Origin of the sequence: Campylobacter sp. CFSAN093259 (assembly GCF_012889985.1) — a bacterium.
Lineage (GTDB): Bacteria > Campylobacterota > Campylobacteria > Campylobacterales > Campylobacteraceae > Campylobacter_D > Campylobacter_D jejuni.
This window is the reverse complement of sequence record NZ_CP040617.1, coordinates 461,921-487,047: the sequence shown is the minus strand read 5'-3', so window position 1 is coordinate 487,047 and position 25,127 is coordinate 461,921. Positions and strand designations below refer to the sequence as shown.

The 25,127-nt window shown below is 30.6% G+C and carries 24 protein-coding genes and 1 pseudogene; 5 read left to right on the top strand and 20 right to left on the bottom strand.

The window, feature by feature from the left end; genetic code table 11:
- Positions 1–54: 54 nt before the first annotated feature.
- The 10 genes and pseudogenes from FBF20_RS02575 to FBF20_RS02530 all read right to left on the bottom strand — a co-directional run bounded on the left by FBF20_RS02575 (position 55) and on the right by FBF20_RS02530 (position 7,878).
- Positions 55–489 carry a hypothetical protein gene (locus FBF20_RS02575; protein ID WP_002858595.1) on the bottom strand — a complete coding sequence of 145 codons (435 nt, stop codon included), beginning with the start codon at positions 487–489 and terminating at the stop codon, positions 55–57.
- Positions 489–806 (bottom strand): rhodanese-like domain-containing protein, encoded by a 318-nt coding sequence (locus FBF20_RS02570; protein ID WP_002858489.1) that lies wholly within the window; start codon positions 804–806, stop codon positions 489–491. The genes FBF20_RS02575 and FBF20_RS02570 overlap by 1 nt, the downstream gene beginning before the upstream one ends.
- Positions 803–2,629 (bottom strand): molecular chaperone HtpG, encoded by a 1,827-nt coding sequence (htpG, locus tag FBF20_RS02565; RefSeq protein WP_002858566.1) that lies wholly within the window; start codon positions 2,627–2,629, stop codon positions 803–805. Before htpG ends, FBF20_RS02570 begins: the two co-directional genes overlap by 4 nt.
- Before the next feature lie 71 nt (positions 2,630–2,700).
- Positions 2,701–3,069, bottom strand: a complete 369-nt coding sequence (gene crcB / locus FBF20_RS02560; protein WP_002858490.1) for a fluoride efflux transporter CrcB — start codon at positions 3,067–3,069, stop codon at positions 2,701–2,703.
- The gene (locus tag FBF20_RS02555; RefSeq protein ID WP_002858620.1) at positions 3,063–3,755 is read right to left on the bottom strand and encodes a lysophospholipid acyltransferase family protein; all 693 of its coding nucleotides are present in this window, start codon (positions 3,753–3,755) and stop codon (positions 3,063–3,065) included. Before FBF20_RS02555 ends, crcB begins: the two co-directional genes overlap by 7 nt.
- Positions 3,736–4,932 carry an SH3 domain-containing protein gene (locus FBF20_RS02550; RefSeq protein ID WP_002872001.1) on the bottom strand — a complete coding sequence of 399 codons (1,197 nt, stop codon included), beginning with the start codon at positions 4,930–4,932 and terminating at the stop codon, positions 3,736–3,738. The genes FBF20_RS02555 and FBF20_RS02550 overlap by 20 nt, the downstream gene beginning before the upstream one ends.
- A pseudogene (gene purQ / locus FBF20_RS02545) lies at positions 4,904–5,576 on the bottom strand (phosphoribosylformylglycinamidine synthase I). The gene FBF20_RS02550 and the pseudogene purQ overlap by 29 nt, the downstream one beginning before the upstream one ends.
- A 1-nt stretch (position 5,577) precedes the next feature.
- Complete coding sequence (purS, locus tag FBF20_RS02540; RefSeq protein WP_002858611.1) at positions 5,578–5,823, bottom strand: phosphoribosylformylglycinamidine synthase subunit PurS; 246 nt, start codon at positions 5,821–5,823, stop codon at positions 5,578–5,580.
- Positions 5,824–5,831: 8 nt separating this feature from the next.
- Complete coding sequence (purC, locus tag FBF20_RS02535; RefSeq protein WP_002858572.1) at positions 5,832–6,542, bottom strand: phosphoribosylaminoimidazolesuccinocarboxamide synthase; 711 nt, start codon at positions 6,540–6,542, stop codon at positions 5,832–5,834.
- Between the two features lies 1 nt (position 6,543).
- Positions 6,544–7,878: a S41 family peptidase gene (locus FBF20_RS02530; RefSeq protein WP_002890274.1), complete on the bottom strand. Its 1,335-nt coding sequence runs from the start codon at positions 7,876–7,878 to the stop codon at positions 6,544–6,546.
- 117 nt (positions 7,879–7,995) lie between these two features.
- On the opposite strand from FBF20_RS02530, the gene FBF20_RS02525 reads away from it, so the two are divergent.
- Positions 7,996–8,286, top strand: a complete 291-nt coding sequence (locus tag FBF20_RS02525) for a metal-sensing transcriptional repressor (RefSeq protein ID WP_002855280.1) — start codon at positions 7,996–7,998, stop codon at positions 8,284–8,286.
- Positions 8,287–8,397: 111 nt separating this feature from the next.
- Positions 8,398–10,971, top strand: a complete 2,574-nt coding sequence (locus tag FBF20_RS02520) for an AAA family ATPase (protein WP_002858618.1) — start codon at positions 8,398–8,400, stop codon at positions 10,969–10,971.
- 27 nt (positions 10,972–10,998) lie between these two features.
- On the opposite strand, the gene FBF20_RS02515 is transcribed toward FBF20_RS02520, so the two are convergent.
- Genes FBF20_RS02515 through alaS form a run of 3 tightly spaced genes read right to left on the bottom strand, consistent with a single transcriptional unit; the run spans position 10,999 to position 16,006 of the window.
- Positions 10,999–12,930 (bottom strand): penicillin-binding protein 1A, encoded by a 1,932-nt coding sequence (locus FBF20_RS02515; RefSeq protein ID WP_002872099.1) that lies wholly within the window; start codon positions 12,928–12,930, stop codon positions 10,999–11,001.
- Positions 12,927–13,478, bottom strand: coding sequence for a septum formation inhibitor Maf (gene maf, locus FBF20_RS02510; protein ID WP_002855005.1), 552 nt, complete (start codon positions 13,476–13,478; stop codon positions 12,927–12,929). Before maf ends, FBF20_RS02515 begins: the two co-directional genes overlap by 4 nt.
- Entirely contained in the window at positions 13,478–16,006 is a 2,529-nt protein-coding gene (alaS, locus tag FBF20_RS02505) for an alanine--tRNA ligase (RefSeq protein ID WP_002889642.1), read from the bottom strand. The genes maf and alaS overlap by 1 nt, the downstream gene beginning before the upstream one ends.
- Positions 16,007–16,120: 114 nt before the next feature.
- Between alaS and FBF20_RS02500 the strand changes: the two genes are divergently transcribed.
- Genes FBF20_RS02500 through hemH form a run of 3 tightly spaced genes read left to right on the top strand, consistent with a single transcriptional unit; the run spans position 16,121 to position 18,973 of the window.
- On the top strand, positions 16,121–17,194 hold the full coding sequence (locus FBF20_RS02500; protein ID WP_002868051.1) for a DegT/DnrJ/EryC1/StrS aminotransferase family protein: 1,074 nt from the start codon (positions 16,121–16,123) through the stop codon (positions 17,192–17,194).
- Positions 17,195–17,198: 4 nt separating this feature from the next.
- Complete coding sequence (locus FBF20_RS02495) at positions 17,199–18,065, top strand: Gfo/Idh/MocA family oxidoreductase (protein ID WP_002889199.1); 867 nt, start codon at positions 17,199–17,201, stop codon at positions 18,063–18,065.
- Positions 18,062–18,973: a ferrochelatase gene (hemH, locus tag FBF20_RS02490; RefSeq protein ID WP_002859048.1), complete on the top strand. Its 912-nt coding sequence runs from the start codon at positions 18,062–18,064 to the stop codon at positions 18,971–18,973. The genes FBF20_RS02495 and hemH overlap by 4 nt, the downstream gene beginning before the upstream one ends.
- Positions 18,974–19,032: 59 nt before the next feature.
- Here the strand turns inward: hemH and FBF20_RS02485 are convergent, their stop codons facing one another.
- The 7 genes from FBF20_RS02485 to FBF20_RS02455 all read right to left on the bottom strand — a co-directional run bounded on the left by FBF20_RS02485 (position 19,033) and on the right by FBF20_RS02455 (position 25,126).
- On the bottom strand, positions 19,033–20,268 hold the full coding sequence (locus FBF20_RS02485) for an ammonium transporter (protein WP_168952598.1): 1,236 nt from the start codon (positions 20,266–20,268) through the stop codon (positions 19,033–19,035).
- Between the two features lie 286 nt (positions 20,269–20,554).
- Positions 20,555–21,553 carry a tRNA 2-selenouridine(34) synthase MnmH gene (gene mnmH / locus FBF20_RS02480; RefSeq protein ID WP_024266087.1) on the bottom strand — a complete coding sequence of 333 codons (999 nt, stop codon included), beginning with the start codon at positions 21,551–21,553 and terminating at the stop codon, positions 20,555–20,557.
- The gene (locus FBF20_RS02475; protein WP_002854919.1) at positions 21,543–22,028 is read right to left on the bottom strand and encodes an HIT domain-containing protein; all 486 of its coding nucleotides are present in this window, start codon (positions 22,026–22,028) and stop codon (positions 21,543–21,545) included. Before FBF20_RS02475 ends, mnmH begins: the two co-directional genes overlap by 11 nt.
- A 9-nt stretch (positions 22,029–22,037) precedes the next feature.
- Complete coding sequence (trpC, locus tag FBF20_RS02470) at positions 22,038–22,814, bottom strand: indole-3-glycerol phosphate synthase TrpC (protein ID WP_002854779.1); 777 nt, start codon at positions 22,812–22,814, stop codon at positions 22,038–22,040.
- Positions 22,811–24,088: a hypothetical protein gene (locus tag FBF20_RS02465; RefSeq protein ID WP_002888140.1), complete on the bottom strand. Its 1,278-nt coding sequence runs from the start codon at positions 24,086–24,088 to the stop codon at positions 22,811–22,813. The genes trpC and FBF20_RS02465 overlap by 4 nt, the downstream gene beginning before the upstream one ends.
- A complete protein-coding gene (locus tag FBF20_RS02460; protein ID WP_002855009.1) occupies positions 24,061–24,435 on the bottom strand; it encodes a YkgJ family cysteine cluster protein in 375 nt (124 codons plus the stop codon). Before FBF20_RS02460 ends, FBF20_RS02465 begins: the two co-directional genes overlap by 28 nt.
- Positions 24,425–25,126: a tRNA1(Val) (adenine(37)-N6)-methyltransferase gene (locus FBF20_RS02455; RefSeq protein ID WP_002888144.1), complete on the bottom strand. Its 702-nt coding sequence runs from the start codon at positions 25,124–25,126 to the stop codon at positions 24,425–24,427. Before FBF20_RS02455 ends, FBF20_RS02460 begins: the two co-directional genes overlap by 11 nt.
- Between the last annotated feature and the right edge of the window lies 1 nt (position 25,127).

Here is a 25,127-nt window from a genome sequence, read left to right as displayed (position 1 = left end):
ACTTCATGAAATAAATTTAAAATATTTTAAAGAATTTCCTTCTTCTTGCAATGCCTAACCTTTTAGTTTTTCAAATTCATCCATCAGAAATTCTCTTAAATTTTCAGCTTCTTCTTCGCCTTTTTCTAGATACTCAAGCAATAAATTTTCTAATTCTTTTAAAAAAGAAAAAAGTTCATTTTGCCAGATACTATCGTTTTTATTGCTCAAATTCATGGTTTGTATGAAAGTCAACTCTCTGCTTAAATCCCCAAGTTTTTCTAAAAATTCATCTTTTTGATTAGAATTTTTTAATGTTAAATTAGCATTTTGGATATTTTCTTTAAATTCTCTGATTTTTTCATCGATTAAATCACAAAATTTTGGATAAATATCCATTTTAATAGGCTCTAAAAGGGTTCGCTCATCTATATTTAAAGTAAGCTTTTTAACAGCAAAATAAAGAGCTAAAAAAGACAAAGCTGCTATGAGTAAATAAATTCCTAGCATTAACAACCCTTAAGGGCTAGCATTCCGCCATCTAAATTGATGCTTTCAAGTCCCAATTTTTCAGCTATAAATTCAGCTGCAACCATGCTTCTATGGCCACTACGACAAATAAAAGCAAGTTTTTTACTTTCATCTCTTTTGCTTTGAAATTCATCTAAAAATTTAGCATTTAAAAGCCCTTGATTATCATATAAAGCCACACATTGCGCATTAGGTAAAATACCTTCTTCCCATTCTAAAGGAGTACGCACATCAAAAATTTGATATGCGTTTAAATCTTGCTTTGTCCAAAGACTTGCAGAGATATTTTCTATCATGAAAAAGCCTTGTTGATGATTTTTGTAAGGCTTGCATTAAATTCAGCAGGATTATCCACTCCCATACCTTCGCTTAATTTTGCCATATTTAAAACTAAGGTTGCTATATCTGCACTAAAGCTTTCGTTGTTTTTAAGACCTGTAAAAATAGCGTGTTTTGGATTGATTTCTAAAATAGGTTTGAAATTTTGTTCTTGACCCATTTGTTTTAAGAGTTGTTGCATAGCAAAATCAGGTTTATTTTTATCATAAACTATACAACTTGGACTATCTTTCAAACGACTGGTTAGTCTTACATCTTCAACTTGATCTTTTAGAAGTTCTTTAAATTTAGCTACAAGTGGAGCAAAAGTATTTTTTTCTTCGTCGCTTAGTTCATTTTTATCTTCTACTTGATTAATGGATACAAATTTTAAACCTTCAAATTCTAGCATAGGAGTTACTAAAGAATCAATCTCATCGTCCATGAGTAAAACTTCTATATTTTTTTGTTTATACTCTTCAAGTAAAGGGGAGGTTCTTAATAAACTTTCATTATTTCCTGCTATATAAAAAATTTCCTTTTGTTCGCCTTGAAGGTCATTTTTATACTCCTCTAAAGAGCGTAAATTTTCACCTTTAGTGCTTTTATAAAGCATGAGTTTTAAAAGACTATCTTTTTCTCCGCCAAAACCATAAAGTCCTTCTTTTAATACCTTACCAAAGGTTTTAAAGAAAGATAAGTATTTTTCTTTATCATTGTTTTTGAGTTTTTCAAGTTCACCTAAAATCTTTTTAACGCTAGCTTCTTTGATACCTTTTAAAATTTGATTTTCTTGTAAAATTTCACGACTTACATTAAGTGGTAAATCTTCTACATCGATAATCCCCCGCACAAAACGCAAATAAGTTGGTAAAAGTTCTTTATCGTCATCGCTGATAAATACGCGTTTTACATAAAGTTTTAAGCCACTTTGATAATCCACACGGAATAAATCAAAAGGTGCATTTTGTGGTATGAAAAATAAAGAATTGTATTCTAATTTTCCTTCACTTTTAGTGTGAAGATAAAGTAAAGGTTTGTTTGAATCATGAAAATTTTGCTCATAAAATCTTTCATAATCTTCTGCTTTAAGGCTTGATTTTTGCATTCTCCATAAAGCATTGGCTTTATTGATTTGAGAAATTTTAAGTTCAGTTTTCCCTTCTTCTTCGCCTTCTTTAGCAGGAGTAAATTCTTCTTTTTCCATGAAAATTGGAAATTGAATGTGATTAGAGTATTTTTCTATAATGCTTTCGATTTTATAAGCATTAGCAAACTCATCATCTTTTAAATATAAAGTAATGCTTGTTCCTTGTTCTTCTTTGTTTGCGTCATCAATCTCATAACCATTTGCATCAGAACTCCAAAGATAAGCTTTATCATCTAAAGCTTTTTTACTTAAAACTTCGATTTTACTAGCCACCATAAAAGCAGAATAAAAACCTACTCCAAATTGTCCTATGAGTTGAGAATCTTTTTTAGCATCACCGCTTAAATTTTCTAAAAAGCTTTTAGTACCGCTTTTTGCTATGGTTCCAAGGTTGTTGATAAGATCATCTTTATCCATACCTATGCCATTATCACTAATACTTAAAGTTTTTTTATCTTTATCAATTTTGATTTCAATTTTAGGTTCGAATTTTAAGCTTTTATATTTATCATCACTTACGCTTAAAAAATTAAGCTTATCTAAAGCATCGCTTGCGTTTGAAATAAGTTCTCTTAAAAAAATTTCTTTATTAGAATATAAAGAGTGTATCATAAGCTGTAAAAGCTGATTAACTTCGGTTTGAAATTGCATTTTGATTCCTTTGTAATTTTTTAAAGTGGTATTTTAGCAAAAAATACAAATTCTAAAGTAAATTTAAAGATTTATTTGAAAATTAAAAAGCCAAGCCATGCGGCAAATAAGCAAAGAAAGACATTTAAGATAATATTTAACGCAAAATGAAGATAATTTCCACTTTGCAAAAGAAGTAAATTTTGATAAGAAAAAGTAGAAAAAGTTGTAAAAGCTCCTAAAAAACCTGTACTTATAAAGCTTTTAAGTAAAGGAGATAAACCTTTATTTTGTGCATAAGAAAACAAAAGTCCTATGATAAAAGAACCCAAAACATTTACAAAAAGAGTTCCAAAGCTGATAGAATAAGGAAAAAATTTATTCACTAAATTTATAGAAAGCATTCTTAATATTGCTCCTATAAATCCCCCAAAACCAACTACTAAAAGAGTGTTTAACAAAGCTTAGCTCTTTCTTGATCGAGTAATTCTTGCATTTTTTTTCTGGTGTTTTCAAGCCATTTTTCATCATTTGTATCGACTAAATCCATACAAATGATTTTAAGTACTCCGCTGCTTGCACTAAAACTTTTTGTGTCTAAAATTTTTGCAGAATCCACAATTAAAATAGGTTGAACTTTAAGATTTAATTTTTCACTTAAAATTTTTGCTCCACTTTGAAATTTAAGCATTTTTTCATTTTTAGATCTAGTTCCTTCTGGAAAAATAGCCAAAACCCTATCTTCACTAATTCTTTCTTTTGCTTCTTTTAAAACTCGCACCAAATCACGCGGATTTTTTCTATCTATACAAAGAAGTTTTGGTTTTTTCATAGCAACTTTGAAAATAGGAATTTCTCCTAATTCTTTTTTGGCAATCCAGCATAAATTTTTAGGATATAATTCTTCTAAAGCGATGATATCTAAAGCACTTTGATGATTCATTAAAATCATCTGAGCTTGTGGATTAAAAGTACCAATGATTTCTTGTTTATAAGAGATAGTATATCTTTGAAATTTAGCCCAAATTTTGCGAATTTTCCAAAGTGTGTTTTGAGATTTTGTAAAGCAAAAACAAAAAATCACCAAAGCAACACTTAAAACAAAAAAAATCCAAAAATAAAGAGCTTTAATTTTTTTGTAAATCATCTTTATTAACCCAACCTATTTTTCCATCAGAAAACAATACTTTAATATAATTTTGTCTTTTGCCCAAAACTTCTACTTTTTCATCTGCATTTGCCGTATAAAAATAAGTTGAAGGCTCTGTAGGTAAAATTTTAGCCCTAGAACCAGCCTTGATAATTGCATTTTGAGTATTGGTATCTACAAGAAAACTAAGTGCAAAACAAACAACTGCCAAAGCCAGAATAATGTAATTTTTTCTCCATACAAATAAAACTCCAAATAAAACCGCTAAAAACCACAAAGCATATTGTTTATAAATATTTAAGTCTTTATTTACAGGATTTAAATCACTCTGAGTACTAATCTCATCGTCACTAATTTTTAATTTTAAATTTATATTTTCAAGCTTTTTACTGTCCTTATTGAAATACGAAAATTCAAAATTTGTTTTACTTAATGGCAAAATAGCATAATAAAAAGCACTAGAAGCATTAAAATCCCCTTTTAAATTTTCAATACCTTGCTTTTGAATTCCTTCTATAAAAAAGCTTTTAAGATTTGTATTGGTTGCGTTTAGTTCTACCATCATAATGATATTAGCATCATCAAAATAACTCGCTTTAACTTTTTTAATTTCCAAAGAACTTGCCACAAGGTGTGAAAAATCTTTATTGAATAAAGTATTTTCAAATTTGATAGGATTAAGATTGATATCAGCCTCTTGAAAAGCTTCATTATTTCTAAGAAGTTTGATAGAAATTTTACTCAAACTAGCATTTGAATTTTTGGCTTCAAACCATAAAGTTGTTTTATATTCATTGTTGATAAATTCCCATTTTGCATCTGGATTCAAAAAAGATAAGTTAGTTTTTTCTACGCTTATGTTAAAATCAAATTTTATATTTTCCGTAGTGCGAGCATAGATCGTAATAGGAAAAACTTCTCCAACATATACTCTACTTGGATATTCATCATTTGTAAGAACCAAACTCCCTTTGGCTACAAAAGGATCATCTACATTGCTTTCAAAGTCATTGTTTTCATCACTTGGCGGAATATTTTGATAAATTTTTTGTTCTTCTTGGGGTAATTTTTGTAATTCTTTTTGCATATTTTCATCTTGGCCGCTAAATACAGAAATTTCACCCCTGCCAAACAATACAACAATGCTAAAAATTAAAGTTAATAAAATTTTCAAGATAAAAAGCCTTTAAGCATTTTTAAACCTACATCATTACCTAGAACTTTTTCACAAGCACGCTCAGGATGGGGCATGAGTCCAAAGATTTTTTTGTTTTCATCACAAATTCCTGCGATATCAAATACAGAACCATTTGGATTTGGCTCGTATTTTAGAATAATAAGATCTTTATCTTGCAATTCTTTTAAAGTAGTCTCATCAGCGTAATAATTTCCCTCTCCATGGGCAATTGGTAAATTAATAATTTCATCTTTTTTGAAATTTTTCAAAAAGGCATTATCATTAGAAACCACTCTTAAACTTTGGTTTTTTGAGATAAAGCTAAGATTGTTGTTATGCTTCATTGCACCTTTTAAAAGACCGCTTTCAAGTAAAATTTGAAAACCATTACAAATACCTAAGATATATCCTCCTTTTTTTGCATGATTAAAAACACCTTGCATAGCAGGAGCAAGTTTTGCAATAGCTGCGCATCTTAGATAATCTCCATAAGAAAATCCTCCTGGTAAAACAACTAAATCTGCATCAAATTCTTTTTCTTCATGCCAAACAATCTGCGTCTTTACTCCAAGTTTTTCAAAGGCATAAGTTGTATCAAATTCACAATTTGTCCCTGGAAATCTAATAATAGCAACTTTCATTTTATTCTTTCTCAATTATAAGCTCATAATCTTCAATGACGCTATTTACCAACAACTCTTCACACATTTTTTTTACTTGTTCTTTGGCTAATTTTTCATCTTTCTCATCAAGAGAAATTTTGATTTGTTTTGCTATTTTTACTTCTTTAACACTATTAAAATTTAAAGAATGCAAAGCTTTTTCCACCGCTTTGCCTTGTGGATCTAAAACCCCATTTTTTAAAGAAATATTTACAATAACTTCCATATTTTTCCTTAATTTAATATTCTTTTTAAAACTTCTTCATAAGCCATTTTTACATTACCTAGATCTTGACGAAATCTATCTTTATCTAATTTTTCATTACTAAATTTATCCCAGAATCTACAACTATCAGGGCTTATTTCATCAGCTAAAACAAGCTCATTATCTTTAGTTAAACCCAGTTCGATTTTAAAGTCAATCAACCTTAAATTCTTATTGTCAAAAAATGGAGTTAAAATAGAGTTGATTTTCCTAGCCATATTTTTAATTTCACTAATTTGAGCTTCATTTTGCACTAAATTTAAAATCAAACAATGCTCATCATTGATAAAAGGATCGCCTAAGGCATCATCTTTAAGACAAAATTCCACCAAAGCAAAAGGTAGCACAGTGCCATCTTTAATGCCCAGTCTTTTTGTAAGAGAACCTGTTGCAACATTGCGTACTATAACTTCAATAGGAACAATTTTACATTTTTTAACCACTTGTTCTGTATCGCTTATAATTTCTACCAAATGGGTTTTAATCCCATTTTTTTCAAGCAAATGAAAAATTTCAGTACTGATTTTACAGTTTAATGCACCTTTTCCACTTTCATTGCCTCTTTTTTCTGCATTAAAAGCAGTTAAATCATCTTTAAACTCACTAATTAGTAAATTTTCATCATCAGTTTTGAAAAGTTTTTTACCTTTTCCTTCATAAAGCATTTCTTTTTTTGTCATTTTATTGTCCTTGTTTGATATTTAAAATTTTAATAGTATCAATAGCTGATTTTAACTGTGCGTCATCATTGATTTGTTTTTGACTGATTAGATTTTTATTGTCTTTATTTTCTTGTTTATCTTCTTTTTTATTTTTATCTATTTTTTCAAGCTCACTTTCTAAATGTTGTTTTAAGTCGCTTTCTTTTATAGAAAAACCATCTTCTTGAGTATTTACTTTACCTGGAAAAACTTCAATATCAGGTTTTACACCCACTGCTTGAATAGTACGCCCGCTTGGAAGATAATATCTTGCAATAGTAAGCCTTAAAGCTTCAGTTTTATTAATAGGTATGATTTGCTGAACACTACCTTTTCCAAAAGTATTTTCACCCACAATAACACCGCGTTTAAGATCTTGTAAAGCTCCGCTTACGATTTCACTTGCACTAGCACTTCCACCATTTACAAGCACAACCAAAGAAGCATTAGAAATTTTGTTTTTAGGATCGGCTTTATATTCTTGATTTTCACTTGCGATGCGTCCTTTTTGAGAAACAATAACACCTTTATCTACAAATAAATTTACAAGTCCTATGGCTTGATTTAAAAGTCCACCAGGATTATTTCTAAGATCTAAAACAACTCCTTTAACATTAGGATATTTTTTAAGTTCTTTACTTGCCACATCTACAACATTTTTATCAAAATTTGTAACCCTAAGATAAAGAATGTTTTCATTTTCTATCATTTTTGCATAAACACTTTCTATCTTAATAATTTCTCTTGTAAGTGTAACATCAAAAGGTTTTGTTGCACCTTTTCTAAAAATAGTTAAAGTGATTTGAGTTTTTGACTTACCACGCATTTTATCTACAGCATCATTGAGATTAATTCCTAAAGTGGCCTCATCATTAATTTTTAAAATAATATCTCCTGATTTTATCCCTGCTTTATCTGCTGGTGTTCCTTCTATAGGAGAAACAACTGTTAAAGCACCATCTTTCATACCTACGGTTATACCAAGGCCACCAAATTCGCCATTGGTTTGAATTTTCATATCATTAAAATCTTTTTCATTTAAAAAAGAAGAATGCGCATCAAGATTGCTTAAAAGTCCTGATAAAGATTTATCCACCAAATCGCTGATATTTTGATCATCCACATAGTATTGCTCTACTATGGCAAGAGTTTTTGTAAGCTTATCTAAAGCTTCTAGGCGTTTTTGAACCTGCTCTTCTTTTTGATCAACTTTAGCTTGTAAATGACTTGTTAAAAATAGACATAAAATGAAAGTAGTGGCAAAGCCTGCAAGACCCGCAAAAAATCGTTTTGTTTTCAAAATAAGCTCCATCATTGAGTTTTAGTTTAAAGAGTAAATTTTAATAAAAATTGCTTAAAAATTCGTAAATAAATTTAAATTCTTAAAAATATGTTAAAATAGACTAAAAATTTCAAAAAGAAAGTTAATACAATGTGCCAAGAAAAACATACTCATACACATTCTCAAAAACATCTTAAAGCAGTTTGCAATCGTCTAAGTAGAACCATAGGACATTTAAGCGCTATTAAAAGAATGGTTGAAAATGACAAAGACTGTAGTGAAATTTTAATCCAGCTTGCTGCCGTAAAAGCCGAAGTTAACAATACTGCAAAAGTAGTTTTAAAAGAACATTTAGCTCATTGTATGGTACACGCCGTAGAAGAAAATGATATTCAAAGTATAGAAGAATTAAACAAGGCTATAGATATGTTTATGAAATAATCTAAAATTAGTCATTTGTCCTATTATTTAAAAAATTTTACTCAATTAACTTGACATTATATGACTAAAGTTATATAATAGCAAGTCTATAAACTAAATAAAGGATAAAACATGGCAAATATACAAGATTTTTTAACTGATAATATGCTTTCAAACCTTGAAAGTGCAGCATCTTTAGCTATACATTCTAAAAATAATGAAGTTGTACCTTTACATCTTTTATGGGCTTTAAGCGTAGATAGTACAAGTATTTTAAATCAAATTTTAAATAAATTAAATATTTCTAAAGAAGCCTTAGAGCTTGAAATTAAAAGCAGAATTTCAAAACTTGCAACGAGTTCAAATGTAAACCGTGAAAATATACGCTTTTCCAATGAACTTATAAATTCATTAGAAAATGCTAAAGGATTAATGAGTGCTAATGGAGATAGTTATTTAAGTGTGGATACTTGGCTTATAAGTGAAAGTCAAAAAAGTCCTATTAAAGAAATTTTGGCGCAATTTTTAGATTTAAGAGAATTTCAAAAAGAGCTTGAAAGTCTAAGAGCGGGACGAAAAATGGATAGCAAAACAAGCGATGAAACTTTAGATAGCTTAAATAAATTTGGTATAGATTTAACCTTAAAAGCAAGCGAGGGTAAACTTGATCCTGTTATAGGCAGAGAAGAAGAAATCGAACGTTTGATGCAAATTTTAATACGTAAAACCAAAAATAACCCTATACTTTTAGGTGAACCAGGCGTAGGAAAAACAGCTATAGTAGAAGCTTTAGCACAAAGAATTATTAAAAAAGATGTTCCAAAATCTTTGCAAAATAAAAAAGTCATCGCTCTTGATATGAGTGCTTTAATTGCAGGTGCAAAATACAGAGGAGAATTTGAAGATAGATTAAAAGCTGTGGTTAATGAAGTGATAAAAAGTGAAAATATCATTCTTTTTATCGATGAAATTCACACTATAGTAGGAGCTGGAGCGAGTGAAGGCAGCATGGATGCGGCAAATATTTTAAAACCTGCTCTTGCAAGAGGTGAACTCCATACCATAGGCGCAACTACTTTAAAAGAATATCGTAAATATTTTGAAAAAGATGCAGCCTTGCAACGCCGTTTTCAACCTGTAAATGTAGGTGAGCCAAGTGTTAATGAGGCTTTGGCTATGTTAAGGGGTATAAAAGAAAAGCTTGAAATTCATCATAATGTAACCATAAATGATAGTGCTTTAGTAGCCGCAGCTAAACTTTCAAAGCGTTATATAGCAGATCGTTTTTTACCTGATAAGGCCATTGATTTAATCGATGAAGCTGCAGCTGAACTGAAAATGCAAATTGAAAGCGAACCAAGTTCTTTAAGAAAAGTACGCAAAGATATAGAAACTTTAGAAGTTGAAAATGAAGCTTTAAAAATGGAAAATGATGAAAAAAATCAAAAAAGACTCGATGAAATCGCAAAAGAACTAGCTAATTTAAAAGAAAAACAAAATGCCCTAAATTCACAGTTTGAAAATGAAAAAAGTGTTTTTGATGGCATAAGTGCTAAGAAAAAAGAAATTGATCTGCTTAAAAATGAAGCTTCTTTGGCTAAAGCTAGAGGTGAATTTCAAAAAGCAGCCGAGCTAGAGTATGGAAAAATTCCAAGTCTTGAAAAAGAAGTAGAAATTTTAGAAGATAAATGGAAAAAAATGAGTGAAAATGGAGTTTTACTTAAAAATCAAGTAGATGAGGATTTGGTTGCTGGAATTTTAAGCAAATGGACGGGTATTAGCGTGCAAAAAATGTTAACTTCTGAAAAACAAAAATTCTTAGAAGTGGAAAAACATTTAAAAGAAAGTGTCATAGGACAAGATAAGGCCTTAAGTGCTTTAGCTAGAGCCATTAAACGTAACAAAGCAGGGCTTAATGCGGACAATAAACCTATAGGAAGCTTTTTATTTTTAGGGCCAACAGGGGTAGGAAAAACACAATCGGCTAAAGCTTTGGCAAAATTTTTATTTGATGATGAAAAAGCAATGATTCGCTTTGATATGAGTGAATTTATGGAAAAACATAGTGTTTCAAGACTCTTAGGTGCGCCTCCAGGATATATAGGACATGAAGAAGGTGGAGAGCTTACTGAAGCCGTACGAAGAAAACCTTATAGCGTGCTTTTGTTTGATGAAGTTGAAAAAGCACATAAAGATGTATTTAATGTGCTTTTAGGGATTTTAGATGATGGTAGAGCAACCGATAGCAAAGGTGTAACAGTGGATTTTAAAAATACCATTATCATTCTAACTTCTAATATCGCCTCAAACGCTATTATGAATTTAAGCGGAAAAGAACAAGAAGATGCGGTAAAAAATGAGTTAAAAAATTTCTTTAAACCTGAGTTTTTAAACCGTTTAGATGATATTATCACCTTTAATCCACTTGGAAAAGATGAAGCTTATGAAATAGTCAAGCTTTTATTTAAAGATTTACAAATGAGCTTAGAAAACAAGGGAATAAAAGCAAGTTTAAGCGAAAATGCAGCCCTTTTAATCGCTAAAGATGGTTTTGACCCTGATTTTGGTGCTAGACCTTTAAGAAGAGCTATTTATGATCTTATAGAAGATAAATTAAGCGATATGATACTTGCTGATGAACTTCATGAAAATGATAGTATTATCATTGATGCAAAAGATGATGAAATAATCATCAAAAAAGCTTAATCATTTTGAAAGTAGATCTTTCTACTTTCAAAATATAATCTCGCTTTCATTAAATTTCATATTTGCTTTTGGTAATGGTGATTTGGTGGTATAATAAGCACTTTCTCCTTTATAATTTCCACGATAAACTCCATTAGGAATGCTAAATTTTCTAGTTGTATCAGGGAATTTTTCTATATATTGAGTTAAAAATTCTCTAAACACAGGAGCAGCTGTTCTAGCCCCACCTTCTGTATAACGCATAGGCTTGTTGTTATCATTTCCATACCAAATGATTGCTTCTATTTCAGGCGTAAGTCCACAAAACCAAGCATCAACACTTTTATTCGTTGTTCCTGTTTTTCCCGCTATTTCTATATCTTTTACTCTTGCATTACGCCCTGTGCCTTTTTCAACAACATTTCTCATCATATCTAAAACCAGAAAACTTTGCGCTTCATCGCTGACTTTACGCTCATTTGAGTTAAATTCCATGATGGTTTTACCAGTTTTATCCTGAACTTGTCTGATAATTTGAGGATCTTTAATCGTACCATAGTTCCCAAACATGGTATAAAATTTCGAATACTCCAAAGGAGAAATACCAAAACTTCCCAATACGATTGATAAATTAGGCGGTATATCTTTAAATCCAAATTCCATTAGTTTAGAGTAAAGAACATCAAGCCCCATATCAAGTGCGAGATTAATGGTAGCTAAATTTCTTGATCTTGTTAAAGCTTCTTTTAAGGTAATTAAACCTAAAAATTTACCCCCTTCATTTTTAGGTTTCCAATCCTCATTATTACCCGCTCCACCTTCAAAAATTCTAGAAATATCAGCAATTTCACTCATAGGCGAATATCCTAAATTAATCGCCACTTGATACACAAAAGGTTTAAAAGAGCTTCCAGGTTGACGCATACTTTGAGTAGCGCGGTTATAATTACTTTTTTCATAATCAACTCCACCTACCAAAGCTAAAACATCACCACTTTGATGATTTACCACGACCATAGCTCCGTTTAAAGTGCTTAAATTTGCATCTTTATCGCGTTTTACTATCTCATCATAACCAAATTTTAAAGCATTCTGTGCCATATTTTGAACATCTAAGTCTATATTTAAAATGATTTTATATCCACCTGTTTTTAAGTCTTTGATATTAGGGCTTAATTGTTTAATCACTTCATCTACGACATAAGGAGCAGCATTTTGAGTAAGCGTATCATCATAAACTTGCGGAATTTCTTTAATGGCTGTATCATAATCTGCTTTTGAAATCCAACCTAGATTATACATTCTTGAAATAACATTATTTGCTCTTGAGATGGAAAGATCTAAATGCTTTGTAGGATCATAACTGCTAGGTGCTTTTGGCATACCTACTAGCATAGCAATCTCTTTAAGGCTTAGTTCATTTAAATTTTTATGAAAATACCCCAAAGCTGCGGTTTTTACTCCATAATACCCATGTCCAAAAAAGATAAAATTTAAATACCTTTCTAAAATTTGTTCCTTAGTTAAAATGGTTTCCATTTTATAAGCAAGCAAAGCTTCTCGAATTTTACGCGCAATAGTTCTTTCTGGGGTTAATTCCGTGTTTTTAATAAATTGCTGAGTAAGAGTGGAAGCTCCTTCCATGGTTTTTCCACCACTTTTTATAATTTTTACGGCAGCTCTAAAAATGGCGTCGATATTAACTCCATTATGTTCAAAAAAGCTTGTATCTTCTATAGCAACCAAAGCTTCTATAAGGCGTGGAGGAAGCTCTTCATAAGGAGCGTAAAAACGATGTTGTTCAAAAATATTAGCCACAAGCTTGCCATTTCTATCGTAAATTTGTGTTGTAAGAGGAGGTTTGTATTCTTTAAAAGTATAACCCTCAGTATCAGCACTTGTGAAAAGATAAGCCACATAAATAAATCCAGCTATAAACAAAAGAGTAAAAAATGAAAAAATATATTTTAATATTTTCATAAATAAGCCTTTAAAGTTTGGATATCAAGCCCTAAAGCAGTGCTTAGATTTCCTACTTGTTGGGTGATGAAATTTTGATGAAAACCCTCACACATAATACAACCCGCCTTGCCTTTATAAAGATCATTTTCTACATAATCTCTTAAAGCATTTTCATCAAAATTTTTAAAATAAAGTGTAGTTTTTGAAAGAGAAAAAACTCTTTTTTCAGGTTTTACAAGCAAAAAAGCCGATAAAATACTTGCATACTTTCCATTTTGCAAGGCAAGCATTTCATAAGCTTCTTTTTTATCCTTTGCTTTGGTAAGAATTTTTTCATCTATACAAACTATACTATCTGCAAAAAGCAAATTTTGGTTTTGAAAATCTTTGCCTAAAGTACTTAAAAATTGTCTTTCTTTTTCAAGAACTATTTTTTGAACATATAAAAAAGGTGAAATATTTTTATTTAAATTTTCATCATAATCAAAACTAACTTGCCTAAAATCAATCTTTGCGGTTTTAAGCAAGTTAGCTCTTGAAATGGAACTTGAAGCAAGAATTAACATTAAAGTGCTTTTTCTATCGTTTCTAAGCTTTGTTTTAAAGCTTCATTGATTTTGCTTAAATCTTTTCCACCTGCAGTAGCAAAATCATCTCTTCCGCCACCATTTCCACCTAAAATTTGCGCCGCTTCTTTAACCAAAGCTCCTGCTTTTAAAGGCACATCTTTAACGCCAGCTGCTAAAGTGATTTTTTCATCTTTTACTTGGATAAGTAAAATCACCGCTTTAGCAAATTTGTTTTTAAAATCATCAATCATAGCTTTAATATCGCCATTATCTATACGTTTTACGCAAATTTCAACACCTTGGATATTTTTAGAATCAAGCTCGGTTTTACTTGAATTTTTAAGCTCATTTTTTAAACTTAAAATTTCATTTTTAAGCTTTTTAATCCCGCTTAAAATATCATTATTTTTAAGTTCATCTTTTACTTTAGAAAGTTCTTCGAGTTGATTTTTTACAAATTCTAAAGCCGCTTTAGAAACCACAGCTTCAATACGTCTAACTCCAGCACTCACACCACTTTCTTTAACTATGTAAAAACTTCCTATTTGAGCAGTATTTTTAACATGAGTTCCCCCGCAAAGTTCTTTGCTTTCACCTAGAGTTAAAACACGCACATTGCCTTGGTATTTTTCATTAAACAATGCTATAGCACCGCTTTTTTTAGCTTCTTCTAAAGGCATATTTTCTAAGATAGCTTCGCTTGAGTTTATAATCATTTTATTGACTCTTTTTTCAATGCTTTCTAGCTCTTCTTTGTTTAAAGCTTTATGATGAGTAAAATCAAATCTTAGTTTATTGCTTTCAACCAAAGATCCTGCTTGGCTTACATGAGAACCTAAAATTTCTCTTAAAGCATGATGTAAAAGATGAGTGGCTGAGTGGTGGCGTGCGATTTGCTCTCTTTTTTCTGTATCGATTCTTGCATGAACTATATCGTTAACTTTTAGTTCTTCGCCTGCTTTTATAAAGCTAAGATTGAGATTAAAAAACTTTTGCGTATCTAAAACTTCACGCTTAGCTATAAATCCACTATCAGCACTTTGCCCCCCACTTGTTGCATAAAAAGGTGTGTTTTCAAGCATCACCCAACCCGCATCTTTAAGGGTGGAAACTTCTTTAAAATCTTCATCTAAAAGGGCTAAAATTTTACTTTCGCATTCTGCTTTTTCATAACCTACGAAATGATTTTCTCCAAATTTTTCAAGTAAGTTTTTAAAATCTCCGCTTGCAGTTTTATCTCCACTTCCTTTCCAAGAAGCCTTAGCGCGTGCTTTTTGCTCATTCATGAAAAGTTCAAATTTTTCTTCATCAACTTTAAGATTTTTTTCTCTTAGCATATCAGCCGTTAAATCAAGCGGAAAACCATAAGTATCATAAAGCTTAAAGGCTACTTCTCCGCTAAAAATTTCTTTAGTGTTTTTAAGCTCTTCATTAAAAATTTCAATCCCATTTTCTATAGTGCTTAAAAATCTTTCTTCTTCAAGGCGAATTTGTTCTTTTATAAAGTCTTTTTTCTCATTAAGATAGGTATAATGTCCGCCCATTAAATCGCACACAACATCAACTAGTTTATACATAAAAGCTTGTTTAAAACCTAGCAAATATCCATGCCTTAAAGCACGACGCAAAATACGACGCAAAACATAACCCCTACCTTCTTTATCAAAACTTACCCCTTGTGCAAGTAAAAATACACTTGATCTTATATGATCAGCTATGACTCTAAAACTTGCTCCACTTTCATAAACATAAGTTTTGTTACAAAGTTTTGAAATTTCATTGATGATTGGCATAAAAAGCGAGCTATCAAAATTGCTAAATTTACCTTCTTTAATTGCTGTTACTCTTTCAAGCCCCATTCCTGTATCAATACTTGGCTTTGGCAGTGGGCTAAGCACTCCATCAGCACTTCTTTCATATTGCATAAAAACAAGATTCCAGATTTCTAAAAATCTATCTCCATCTCCGCCCATATAATCTTCGCTTGAGTTAAAATGCTCTTGTCCTTGGTCATAAAAAATCTCACTACAAGGACCACAAGGACCAGTATCGCCCATTTGCCAGAAGTTATCTTTATCGCCAAATTTGTAAATTCTTTCTTTTTGAATGTGTTTTTGCCATAGATTAAAAGCTTCATCATCGTTTTCATGCACGGTTACATAAAGTTTATCTTTAGGTAGTTTTAAAACTTCAGTTACAAATTCCCAAGCATAAGCTATGGCTTGTTCTTTAAAATAATCTCCAAAACTAAAATTCCCAAGCATTTCAAAAAAAGTATGATGGCGTGCGGTATAGCCAACATTATCTAAGTCATTGTGCTTTCCACCTGCTCTTATACAAGTTTGACAGCTTGTTTTGCGTGGAGGGTTTGGGCGTGGAATTTCTCCTGTAAATATACTTTTAAAAGGCACCATGCCCGCATTGGCAAAAAGTAAAGTTGCATCATCAGGAACTAAAGGACTTGACGGGGTTATCTCATGTCCTTTTGATGCAAAAAAATCCAAATAAGCTTTTCTAATATCCATGAATTTTCCTAAAGAAATTTTTATAAAAACATATCATACCAAAATTACTTTAAATTAAGTAAAACTAAAATACAATAAACATTTTTATTTAATTTTATTTCTCTAAGGTTTTTTATGAATTTTATCAATCTTCAAGCCCAATATCTCGCATACAAAGATGAAATCAATGCTGAAATTGAAAGCGTTTTATCAAGCTCTTCTTTCATAGGCGGTGCAAAGCTTAACGAATTTGAGCAAAATTTAGCTCATTTCTTAGGTGTTAAACACGCTATAGGTTGCTCAAGTGGAACTAGTGCTTTATACCTTGCCTTAAGAGTCTTAGATATTGGTAAAGATGATGAAGTTATAGTACCTAGTTTTACTTTCATAGCAACAGCTGAAGTTGTGGCCTTGGTAGGTGCAAAACCTGTTTTTGTAGATATAAATTTATCAAATTACAATCTTGATTTTAAAGCAGTGCAAAAAGCAATAACTCCAAAAACTAAAGCTGTTATAGCAGTGAGTATGTTTGGACAAATGAGTGATTTAAGGGCTTTAGAAGAAATTTTAAAAGATAAAAATATCACTTTGATCGAAGATGGTGCACAAAGTTTTGGCGCAAGTTTCAAAGGAGAAAAATCCTGCTCTATAGCTAAAATTTCATGCACAAGCTTTTTTCCTTCGAAGCCTTTGGGAGCTTATGGCGATGGCGGGGCTATTTTTTGCCATGATGATGAAATTGCTAAAAAAATAAGAATTTTACTCAATCACGGACAAACTCAGCGTTATAAACATGAATTTATAGGTATAAATGGACGCCTTGACACCTTACAAGCAGCGATTTTAAATGTTAAGTTAAAATACCTAGAAAAAGAATTAGACAAAAGACAAAAATTAGCACAAATTTATAATGCAAATTTAAAAAACTGCCAAATTCCACAAATTAATCCAAATGCTTTTAGTGCTTATGCACAATACAGCGTTTTAGTTGAAGATAGAGCTAGTGTATTGCAAAAATTTGAAAAAGCTAATATACCTTATGCTATACACTATCCAACCCCTTTGCATAAACAACCTTGCTTTAGTGAGTTTTCAAATTTAGAACTTAAAAATTCAGAATACGCAAGCGAACACATCTTATCTTTGCCTTTTTCACCTTTTTTAAGTGAAGAAGAGCAAGAGCAAGTTATTTGTATTTTTAAAGATTGATTCCATGAAAATAGGTATCATAGGCCTTGGAAAAATGGGGCAAAACCACTTAAATGAACTTAGTAAAAATTCTCATTTTAAACTTAATGCACTTTTTGATCTTTGCAAAAATCCAAACCTAAATATTTTTGATGATATTTTTTATGATGATTTGGATAAATTTTTAAATCAAAATAATGATATTATCATCATAGCAACACCTACAAATTCACATTTAATAATAGCAAAAAAAGTTTTTAAACAATGCAAATGCGTTTTAATCGAAAAGCCTTTAGCTCTAAATTTAAAAGAAATAGACGAAATTTCAAATTTAGCTAAAGAATACAGCATAAAAGTAGGTGTAGGTTTTTGCGAAAGATTTAATCCTGCGGTTTTAGCCCTAAAAAAAGAGCTTGAAAATGAAGAAATTATCAGCATTAACATACAAAGATTTTCACCCTACCCACAAAGAATCAGCGATGTAGGGATTTTGCAAGATTTGGCTGTGCATGATCTTGATTTGCTTTGTTTTTTAAGCAAACAAGAAATAACAAAAACCAATTTGCTTAAAAAATACACCCAAGATCAAACAAGAGAAAGTGAAAGCATTATTCTATGTGAGCTTGAAAAATGTATTGCTAGCATACATCAAAGTTGGAATAGCACACAAAAACTAAGAAAAATTCATCTTATTACTAAAAATCATTTTTATGAAGCCAATTTAAATGACTTTTCTTTATTAAAAGATGGAAATTTTATAGAACTTACTCAACAAAGTCCACTTTTTTCAGAACACGAAGCTTTGTTAAAACTTATCGATAATCAACCCAATCATTTAGCCAGCACGAGCGATGCTTACAAAGTTCAAGAAATTTTAGAAAGGTTTGCGTGAAATTAGTTTTATTTTTAAATATGGGCGGAGCTACGAATTTACAAGATTGTGAAGTTTTTTTAAAAAATATGTTTAATGATCCTTATATTTTAGGAATCAAAAATCGATTTTTAAGAAAATTTGTAGCATGGATCATAACAAAGGCTCGCGTTAAAGCCATGCAAGAAAACTATAAAAAAATGGGCGGAAAATCCCCTTTAAACGAACTTACTCAAAGCCTGTGTGACAAGCTTAATTTAAAACAAGATGAATTTAAATTTGATTTTGTAAATCTTTATGTTCCTCCTTTTGCCACAGAAATTTTGCAAAAATACACTTTAAATGCAAGTGATGAAATCATTCTTTTTCCACTTTATCCGCACCATTCTTGCACCACAGTAACTTCATCTTTAGAAGTTCTGCAAAATGAAATTTCAAAGCAAAAAATTCAAGCAAAAGTAAAAACTATAGATATTTTTTACAAAAATGAGCTTTATAACGAGATGATAGTTTCGCACATTTTGGCTAAAAAAAGTAAATTTGATGCCAAAATTTTGATTTTTTCAGCGCATTCTTTACCACAAAGCATTATTGATAAAGGTGATTTATATGAAAAGCATGTAAATGATCATGTAGAAATTTTAAAAGAAAAGCTAAAAGATCATTTTGATGAATTTATTTTAGCTTATCAGTCTAAACTAGGCCCTGTAAAATGGCTTGAACCAAATACAAGCGATGTTTTGGCAAATTTAAACGATAAAGCTCTGATTTACCCTATTTCTTTTTGCATTGATTGTTCTGAAACGATTTTTGAGCTAGGTATGGAGTATAAACATTTAGCAAAGTGCGATTATGATTTAATCACTTGCCCAAATGATAGTGATGAATTTATCCACTTTATTTTAAAGTATTTGTCTGATTTTAATTAAGAATGATTTTGAAGTCCTTGTTTATGATTACAAGGACTTTTTAGTAAAAATTTAGCCAACTAAGCTAAAGTATAAGCTTTTTCTCCGTGCAAACTCACATCTAAGCCTTTTTGCTCTACTTCTTCTTTTACTCTTAAGTCTGTAAAACAAGAGATAATCTTAAAAATAACAAAGCTTATAAGAGCTGACAAAACCACACAAATCACAATAGCAAAAATTTGCTCTTTTAAAAGTTCCAAACTTCCGCTGATAAAAAGTCCCTCGCCGAGTGCATTTTGGGCAATCACATTAGAATTTACTTTAGCACTTGCAAAAAACCCTGTGGCAATTCCTCCCCAAATACCTCCGATTCCATGTAAAGAAAAGGCATCTAAAGAATCATCCCATTTGAGTTTGTATTTAATAAAACTTAAACCAAAATAACAAAACACAGAAGACAAAGTCCCTATAACAAGAGAAGCATAAATATCTACATAACCGCAAGCTGGAGTAATTCCCACAAGCCCTGCTACAAGCCCACTAAGTCCACCTAAAATAGTCGGTTTTTTATGGATGAGCCACTCAAGTACCACCCAAGATAAAAAGCCGCAAGCTGCTGATATAATACTTACTATAAAAGCATTGATAGCAATATCATTCATTTCGCCAGCACTTCCAGCATTAAAACCTAACCATCCTATAAAAAGCAAAATCGCACCTAAGAAAGCATAAGGAATAGAATGCGCGTTTTTATCCTCATCATCACTTTTTCTAGCGCCTACCATCAAAGCTCCTACAAGTCCAGCAACCCCAGAGCTAATATGCACAACACCGCCCCCAGCAAAATCAAGACTTCCTCTTTTAAGCAAAAATCCCTCACTGCTCCAAATCATATGTGCTAACACATCATAAACTAAAGTACTCCAAAAAAGTAGAAATATCACCAAAACACCCAGTTTAATTCTTCCCACCAAAGAGCCTGTTATGATGGCAGATGCAATAAGTGCAAACATCATTTGAAAAATCACAAAAAGAATATTTGGAACGCCTGAAGCGTTGTATCCGCTAATACCCTCTAAGAGGAAATTCTCGAAATTTCCTACAAGCCCAAGTCCTTCATCTTTACCAAAAGAAAGACTAAATCCAAGCACTACCCATTGTAAAGTAATAACACCAAAAACAATAAAGCAATTCATTATAGTATTAAGAGTATTTTTACTTCTTACCATACCTGAATAAAACATTGCCAAAGCTGGAGTCATAAGCAAAACTAGCAAAGTACACAACACAATAAAACTTGAATTTATCGCATTCATTTACCTGTCCTTTCTTACAAAAATTTAATTGCGAGATAATTATATTTAAAATGATTTAAAAAAATATAAATTTAAGAAATATTTTATATATTTTTTTTATCAAAATTTATTTTTTTATCTTAAATTACTATAAATAGGTATTTTAAAAAATATTTTACTTCTCTATAATTCAAAATTACTAGCATTAAAATAAAAATTTGAGCCAAGTTAAAAAACAACAAAGATAAAAAGGATTATTACAAGATAATGAAGAAAAAATTTGATTATTTAATAAAATTATCTGATATTAAAAAAGTAATTGCGTTTTAAAATAGCCTAAAAGCTCTTCTTTAGCTTTTAAAATATCATCAGTATTTAACTCAAGATCAATCTTATCTGGTTTTTTATAAGTTTTATCATAATACTCCAAAAGCATAACAATAAGCTTTTGCCATTCTTTTCTCTCATAACTTTGAAGCAAATCTTGGCGTAAATTTAAGCTGATATAAGGACTGATTTTTTGCACACATTGTTGAAATTTCAAAGGAGTCATTTTTTCTTGATAAATTTTTTGTATTCTTCTAACGCGATTTTCCAAAGAACAAAAACAATAAATTTTAAAAGCCTTTTGCATTTTTTCATAAAATTTCAAAGGTAAGATAATATCCCCTATTTTGCGACTTTCGCTTTCTATGAAAGCAAAATTTTCTAAATTTTGAATATTGTGAAAAAGTTCTGCTTCAAAAGCTTTTTGCGTAGGTTGTTTTCCTAAAATATCACCAAAAGACGAGCCTAAATGATTTGCCATTTTTTCTAAATTTATAGCTTGTGGGAGTTGTTCTAAAAGCTCTGTTTTTCCACAACCTGTATTACCACAAAGAGCAAAAAAATCAAAATTTATTTCATTTTCGAAATAATGCGTTACAAAAGTTCTATAAGCTTTAAACCCACCTTTTAAACGCACCACCCTAAAGCCAAGCTCACTTAAAATCACTGCGATAGACTTTGAACGCAAACCCCCACGAGAACAATAAATCCCCACCTTTTCTCCTATGCGAAAATTTTGAGTGATTTCTAATATATGCTTAGCGGTATTTTGACAAATATAACTCGCACCCATAGCCTTAGCTAAAGCTTGATTTTTCTTATAAATTGTTCCTATTTCTTGATATTCTTCATCATTGAGTGCATAAAAATTTAAAGCTCCTATCAAGTGAGAATGCAAAAATTCTCTAGGGCTTCTTGCATCGATTAAAAAAGAGAAATTTTCTTTTTGAAACTCTACAAATTCAACTTCACTGAGCATTTTTAAAAGCCAAAACAAGTTTTTGATAAACTTGCTCTATATTAGTGCCACAAACCCTAGTTTCTCCTATGGTTGTGATAAAATTTGTATCTCCTGACCAGCGTGGCACTAGATGATAATGACAATGAAAAGCTATGCCAGCTCCTGCATCCTTGCTTAAATTCATACCGATATTCACTCCATTTGCATGAATTTGCTCTTTTAAAATTTTTACCCCCAAACGCACAAAATAACTCATTTCTTGCCAAATTTCATCACTTAAATTTTCTATATGCTCTTCATGTATATAAGGAATCACCATAAAATGCCCTGCAGAATAAGGATAGCGGTTCATCACTCCAAAACAATGCTTTGCTCTAAAAATCACGCCTAATTCTTCATCGCTTTTGATCTTATTAGCACAATCACAAAATGGACAAATGCTTTTTTCTTTTTCAAAATACTCACTCCGCCATGGTGCATACAAATACTGCATTTTCCCTCCTTAAAGCAAAGCTTTTAAAGCCTTTCCTTCATCTTTTTCGCGCATAAAATATTCGCCGATTAAAAAAGCATCAACGCCTAAATTTTGCAAATGCTCTAAAAATTCTTTATTTTCTAAACCACTTTCTGCGATGATGATTTTTGAATTTGGGATTTGTGGGATAAGTTTTTCGCACAAACTCATATCCATAGTAAAATCCTCTAAATTACGATGATTGATACCAATGATATCCGCTCCAGCAAAAATAGCCTTACTCAAATCCTCTTTATCATGAATTTCAACCAAAGCCTCAAGACCTAAATGTCTTGCAAACTCAAGCAGTTTTTTAAGCTCTTTCATGCTTAGCATTTTAGCGATTAATAATACAAAATCCGCCCCATAAACCAAAGCTTCTAAAATTTGATACTCATCAAAGATAAAATCTTTTCTAAGTAAAGGAATTTGCGTATAACGGCGTATAAGACTTAAGTATTCTAAAGAACCTTTAAAAAAATGCGGCTCAGTTAAAACAGAAATCGCCGCAGCTTTGTTCTTCTCATAATTTAAAGCGATACTCAAAGGATCAAAGTCTTCTCTAATGACTCCCTTGCTAGGGCTTGCTTTTTTTACTTCTGCTATGATTTTAACTTCTTTTTCTACTCTTTTTAAAGCCTTAATCACATCTTTTGGAAAGAAAGGATTTGAAGCTAAAGAACGCCCTAGCATATCATAAGGAAGTTTTAGTTTGCGTTCTTTTAAATCTTCTTTTGTTTTTTCAAAAATTTTATCCAATATCATGGTTTTATACACGCCTTTATCGCTTTTATATGAACTTTGCTCTCATCAGAATTTGCAAATTCTTTATCATCTAATGTTTGTTTTAAAATTTCCCATGCTTGCTTACAATCGCCTAGTTTATAATACCCCCAAGCTAAAGAATCTAAATAATACAAATTCTGTGGATCTTTTTCTAAGGCAAGTTTCACAAGCTCTATACCTTTTTTAACATCTAAATCATAATCTATAAGCAAATATCCATAGTAGTTTAAATACAAAGCATTGCTATCTTTATCGATAGCCTGTTCGAATTTTTCTTTTACAGAATCAATTACTTTTGGAGTGATTTTTTTAGCTTCATTTGCAGCTTCAAATTCAAAAACTGCCGCTCGTAGAAGATATTCTTTATTTTTTGTTTTATGATAAAGAGCTAAACTCATTTTTTTAGCATCATCAAAGCGTTTTAAATTCTGATACAAAGCGAGTTTAATGTCATCATCTAAATCATACTGCAAAGAAATTTTTAAAGCTTCTTCTGTTTTGCCTTGAGAATTTAAAAGCTCAACTAAAGCCAATACAAAACTTTTATTTTTGGTAAGTTGATAAAGCTCTTTATATATACTTTTTAAAGCTTCGATATTTTTTTCATCAAAATAAATTTTAGCAAGCAAGACGCAAGTTTTGAGAGTGCAACCATTGGTTTTTCTTGAAAATTCTAAAACATTTTTAATATTTAAAGTATCATTCAAAATCGCATAAATTCCTATGAGTTTAAATAAAATTTCTTCATTTTGCACTTGATTATAAGCAGATCTATAGTATTTTGTAGCATTTTTTAAATCATTTTTTTTAACCAAAATATCACCATAAAGCTCTAAATTTATAGGATCACTATCCTTTTTTGTTAAAAGTTCTTTCATAAGTTTTTGAGCATTGTTGATATCATTTGAATTTAAAGCATAAAGAGCACTAAGTCGCTTAAGATTATCACTCTTATCAAGATAAGGCTTGGCTATATTATTTATCTCTTCTTTTTTATCAAGGTTGTTTGCTAAAGTAAGTAAAAATGCATTTTCTAAAAAATTAGTATTATTATAATCTTGATAAAGACTTAAAAATTCATCTCTGGCTTCTTTGTATTGTTTATAATACTCATAATTATAAGCCTTCATAACCCTTAAATCAAAATCATTGCTTTTATATTTTGTATAATCAGGATAAACAACATTGATTTTTGAACTTCCACAAGCTGCCAAAAAAAAGGCTGCTAAGACAAATAACAAATACCTATACATTCTTTTTCTAATTCCTTTTGATGTGTTTTAAAATATTCCCAAAATGGAAAAGTTCTGCATTGTTTTGGACGAAAATCGTAGATACTACAATTTCTTTTTTGAGTATCAAAAAAAATGCAAGCAAAGCCATCTTCACATTCGACTTCCTTAAAACTCATTTTAAAGCCCACCTTTCTCAAGTATTTTTCAGCAAATTCTTTGCTTTCTAAATTTAAATGCTTTCTTAATGCTTCTAATTCTTCCTTGCTCGCAAAAATATTGCCACTTTCTCCAGTGCAACATTTTCCACCGCATTTCTCACAAGCATTTTCATCAAAAGCATAAGAAAAATTTTTATCAAATATCATAACTTTTTAACTTAAATCTTAAGTGAATTTCTTGCATTTGTTTGCTTAAAATTTCATTTTCATATACAAAAAAAGGAGGTAAAATCTCACAAGGCGATTTTGAACCTTTTTTTACCTGTATCAAAACAAGTCTTGCTTTTTTGTTTTGATGTGTATGCACAAAGCAAAGCTTTGTTATTTTCATTTTCATATCTTTTAAAATAAAACAAATTTCATCTAAAGCTAAAGCTTCATAGCAAAAATACAAAGTACCATTTGGCTTAAGCATAGAATTTGTTTTAGCTAAAAAGCTATGCAAGGGTAAAAATTCCTGAAATTTACTTATAGCTTTATGCTGATCTTCACTCTTGTAAGCTCCTTGTCTATAAAATGGAGGATTGCAAACTATGAAGTCAAATTTTTTTATGATTTGAAATTGATTAAAATCATCATGAAAAATATCGCCTTGTATTTTGTTGGATTTTAAATTTTTTTCAATCAATTTTATATTTTCTTTTTGAATATCAATCAAAGATAAACTTAAATTTGCAATATTTTTTTTAAGTAAAATACCTATGATACCACAGCCCGCACCTACATCAAAAACAGCGCCTTTAATTCCTTGTTTTAAAATAAAATCAGCTAAAATTAAAGAATCACTATTGTAACGATACCCTTGTGATAATTGTGCTAGCGTAATCAGATCTGACATA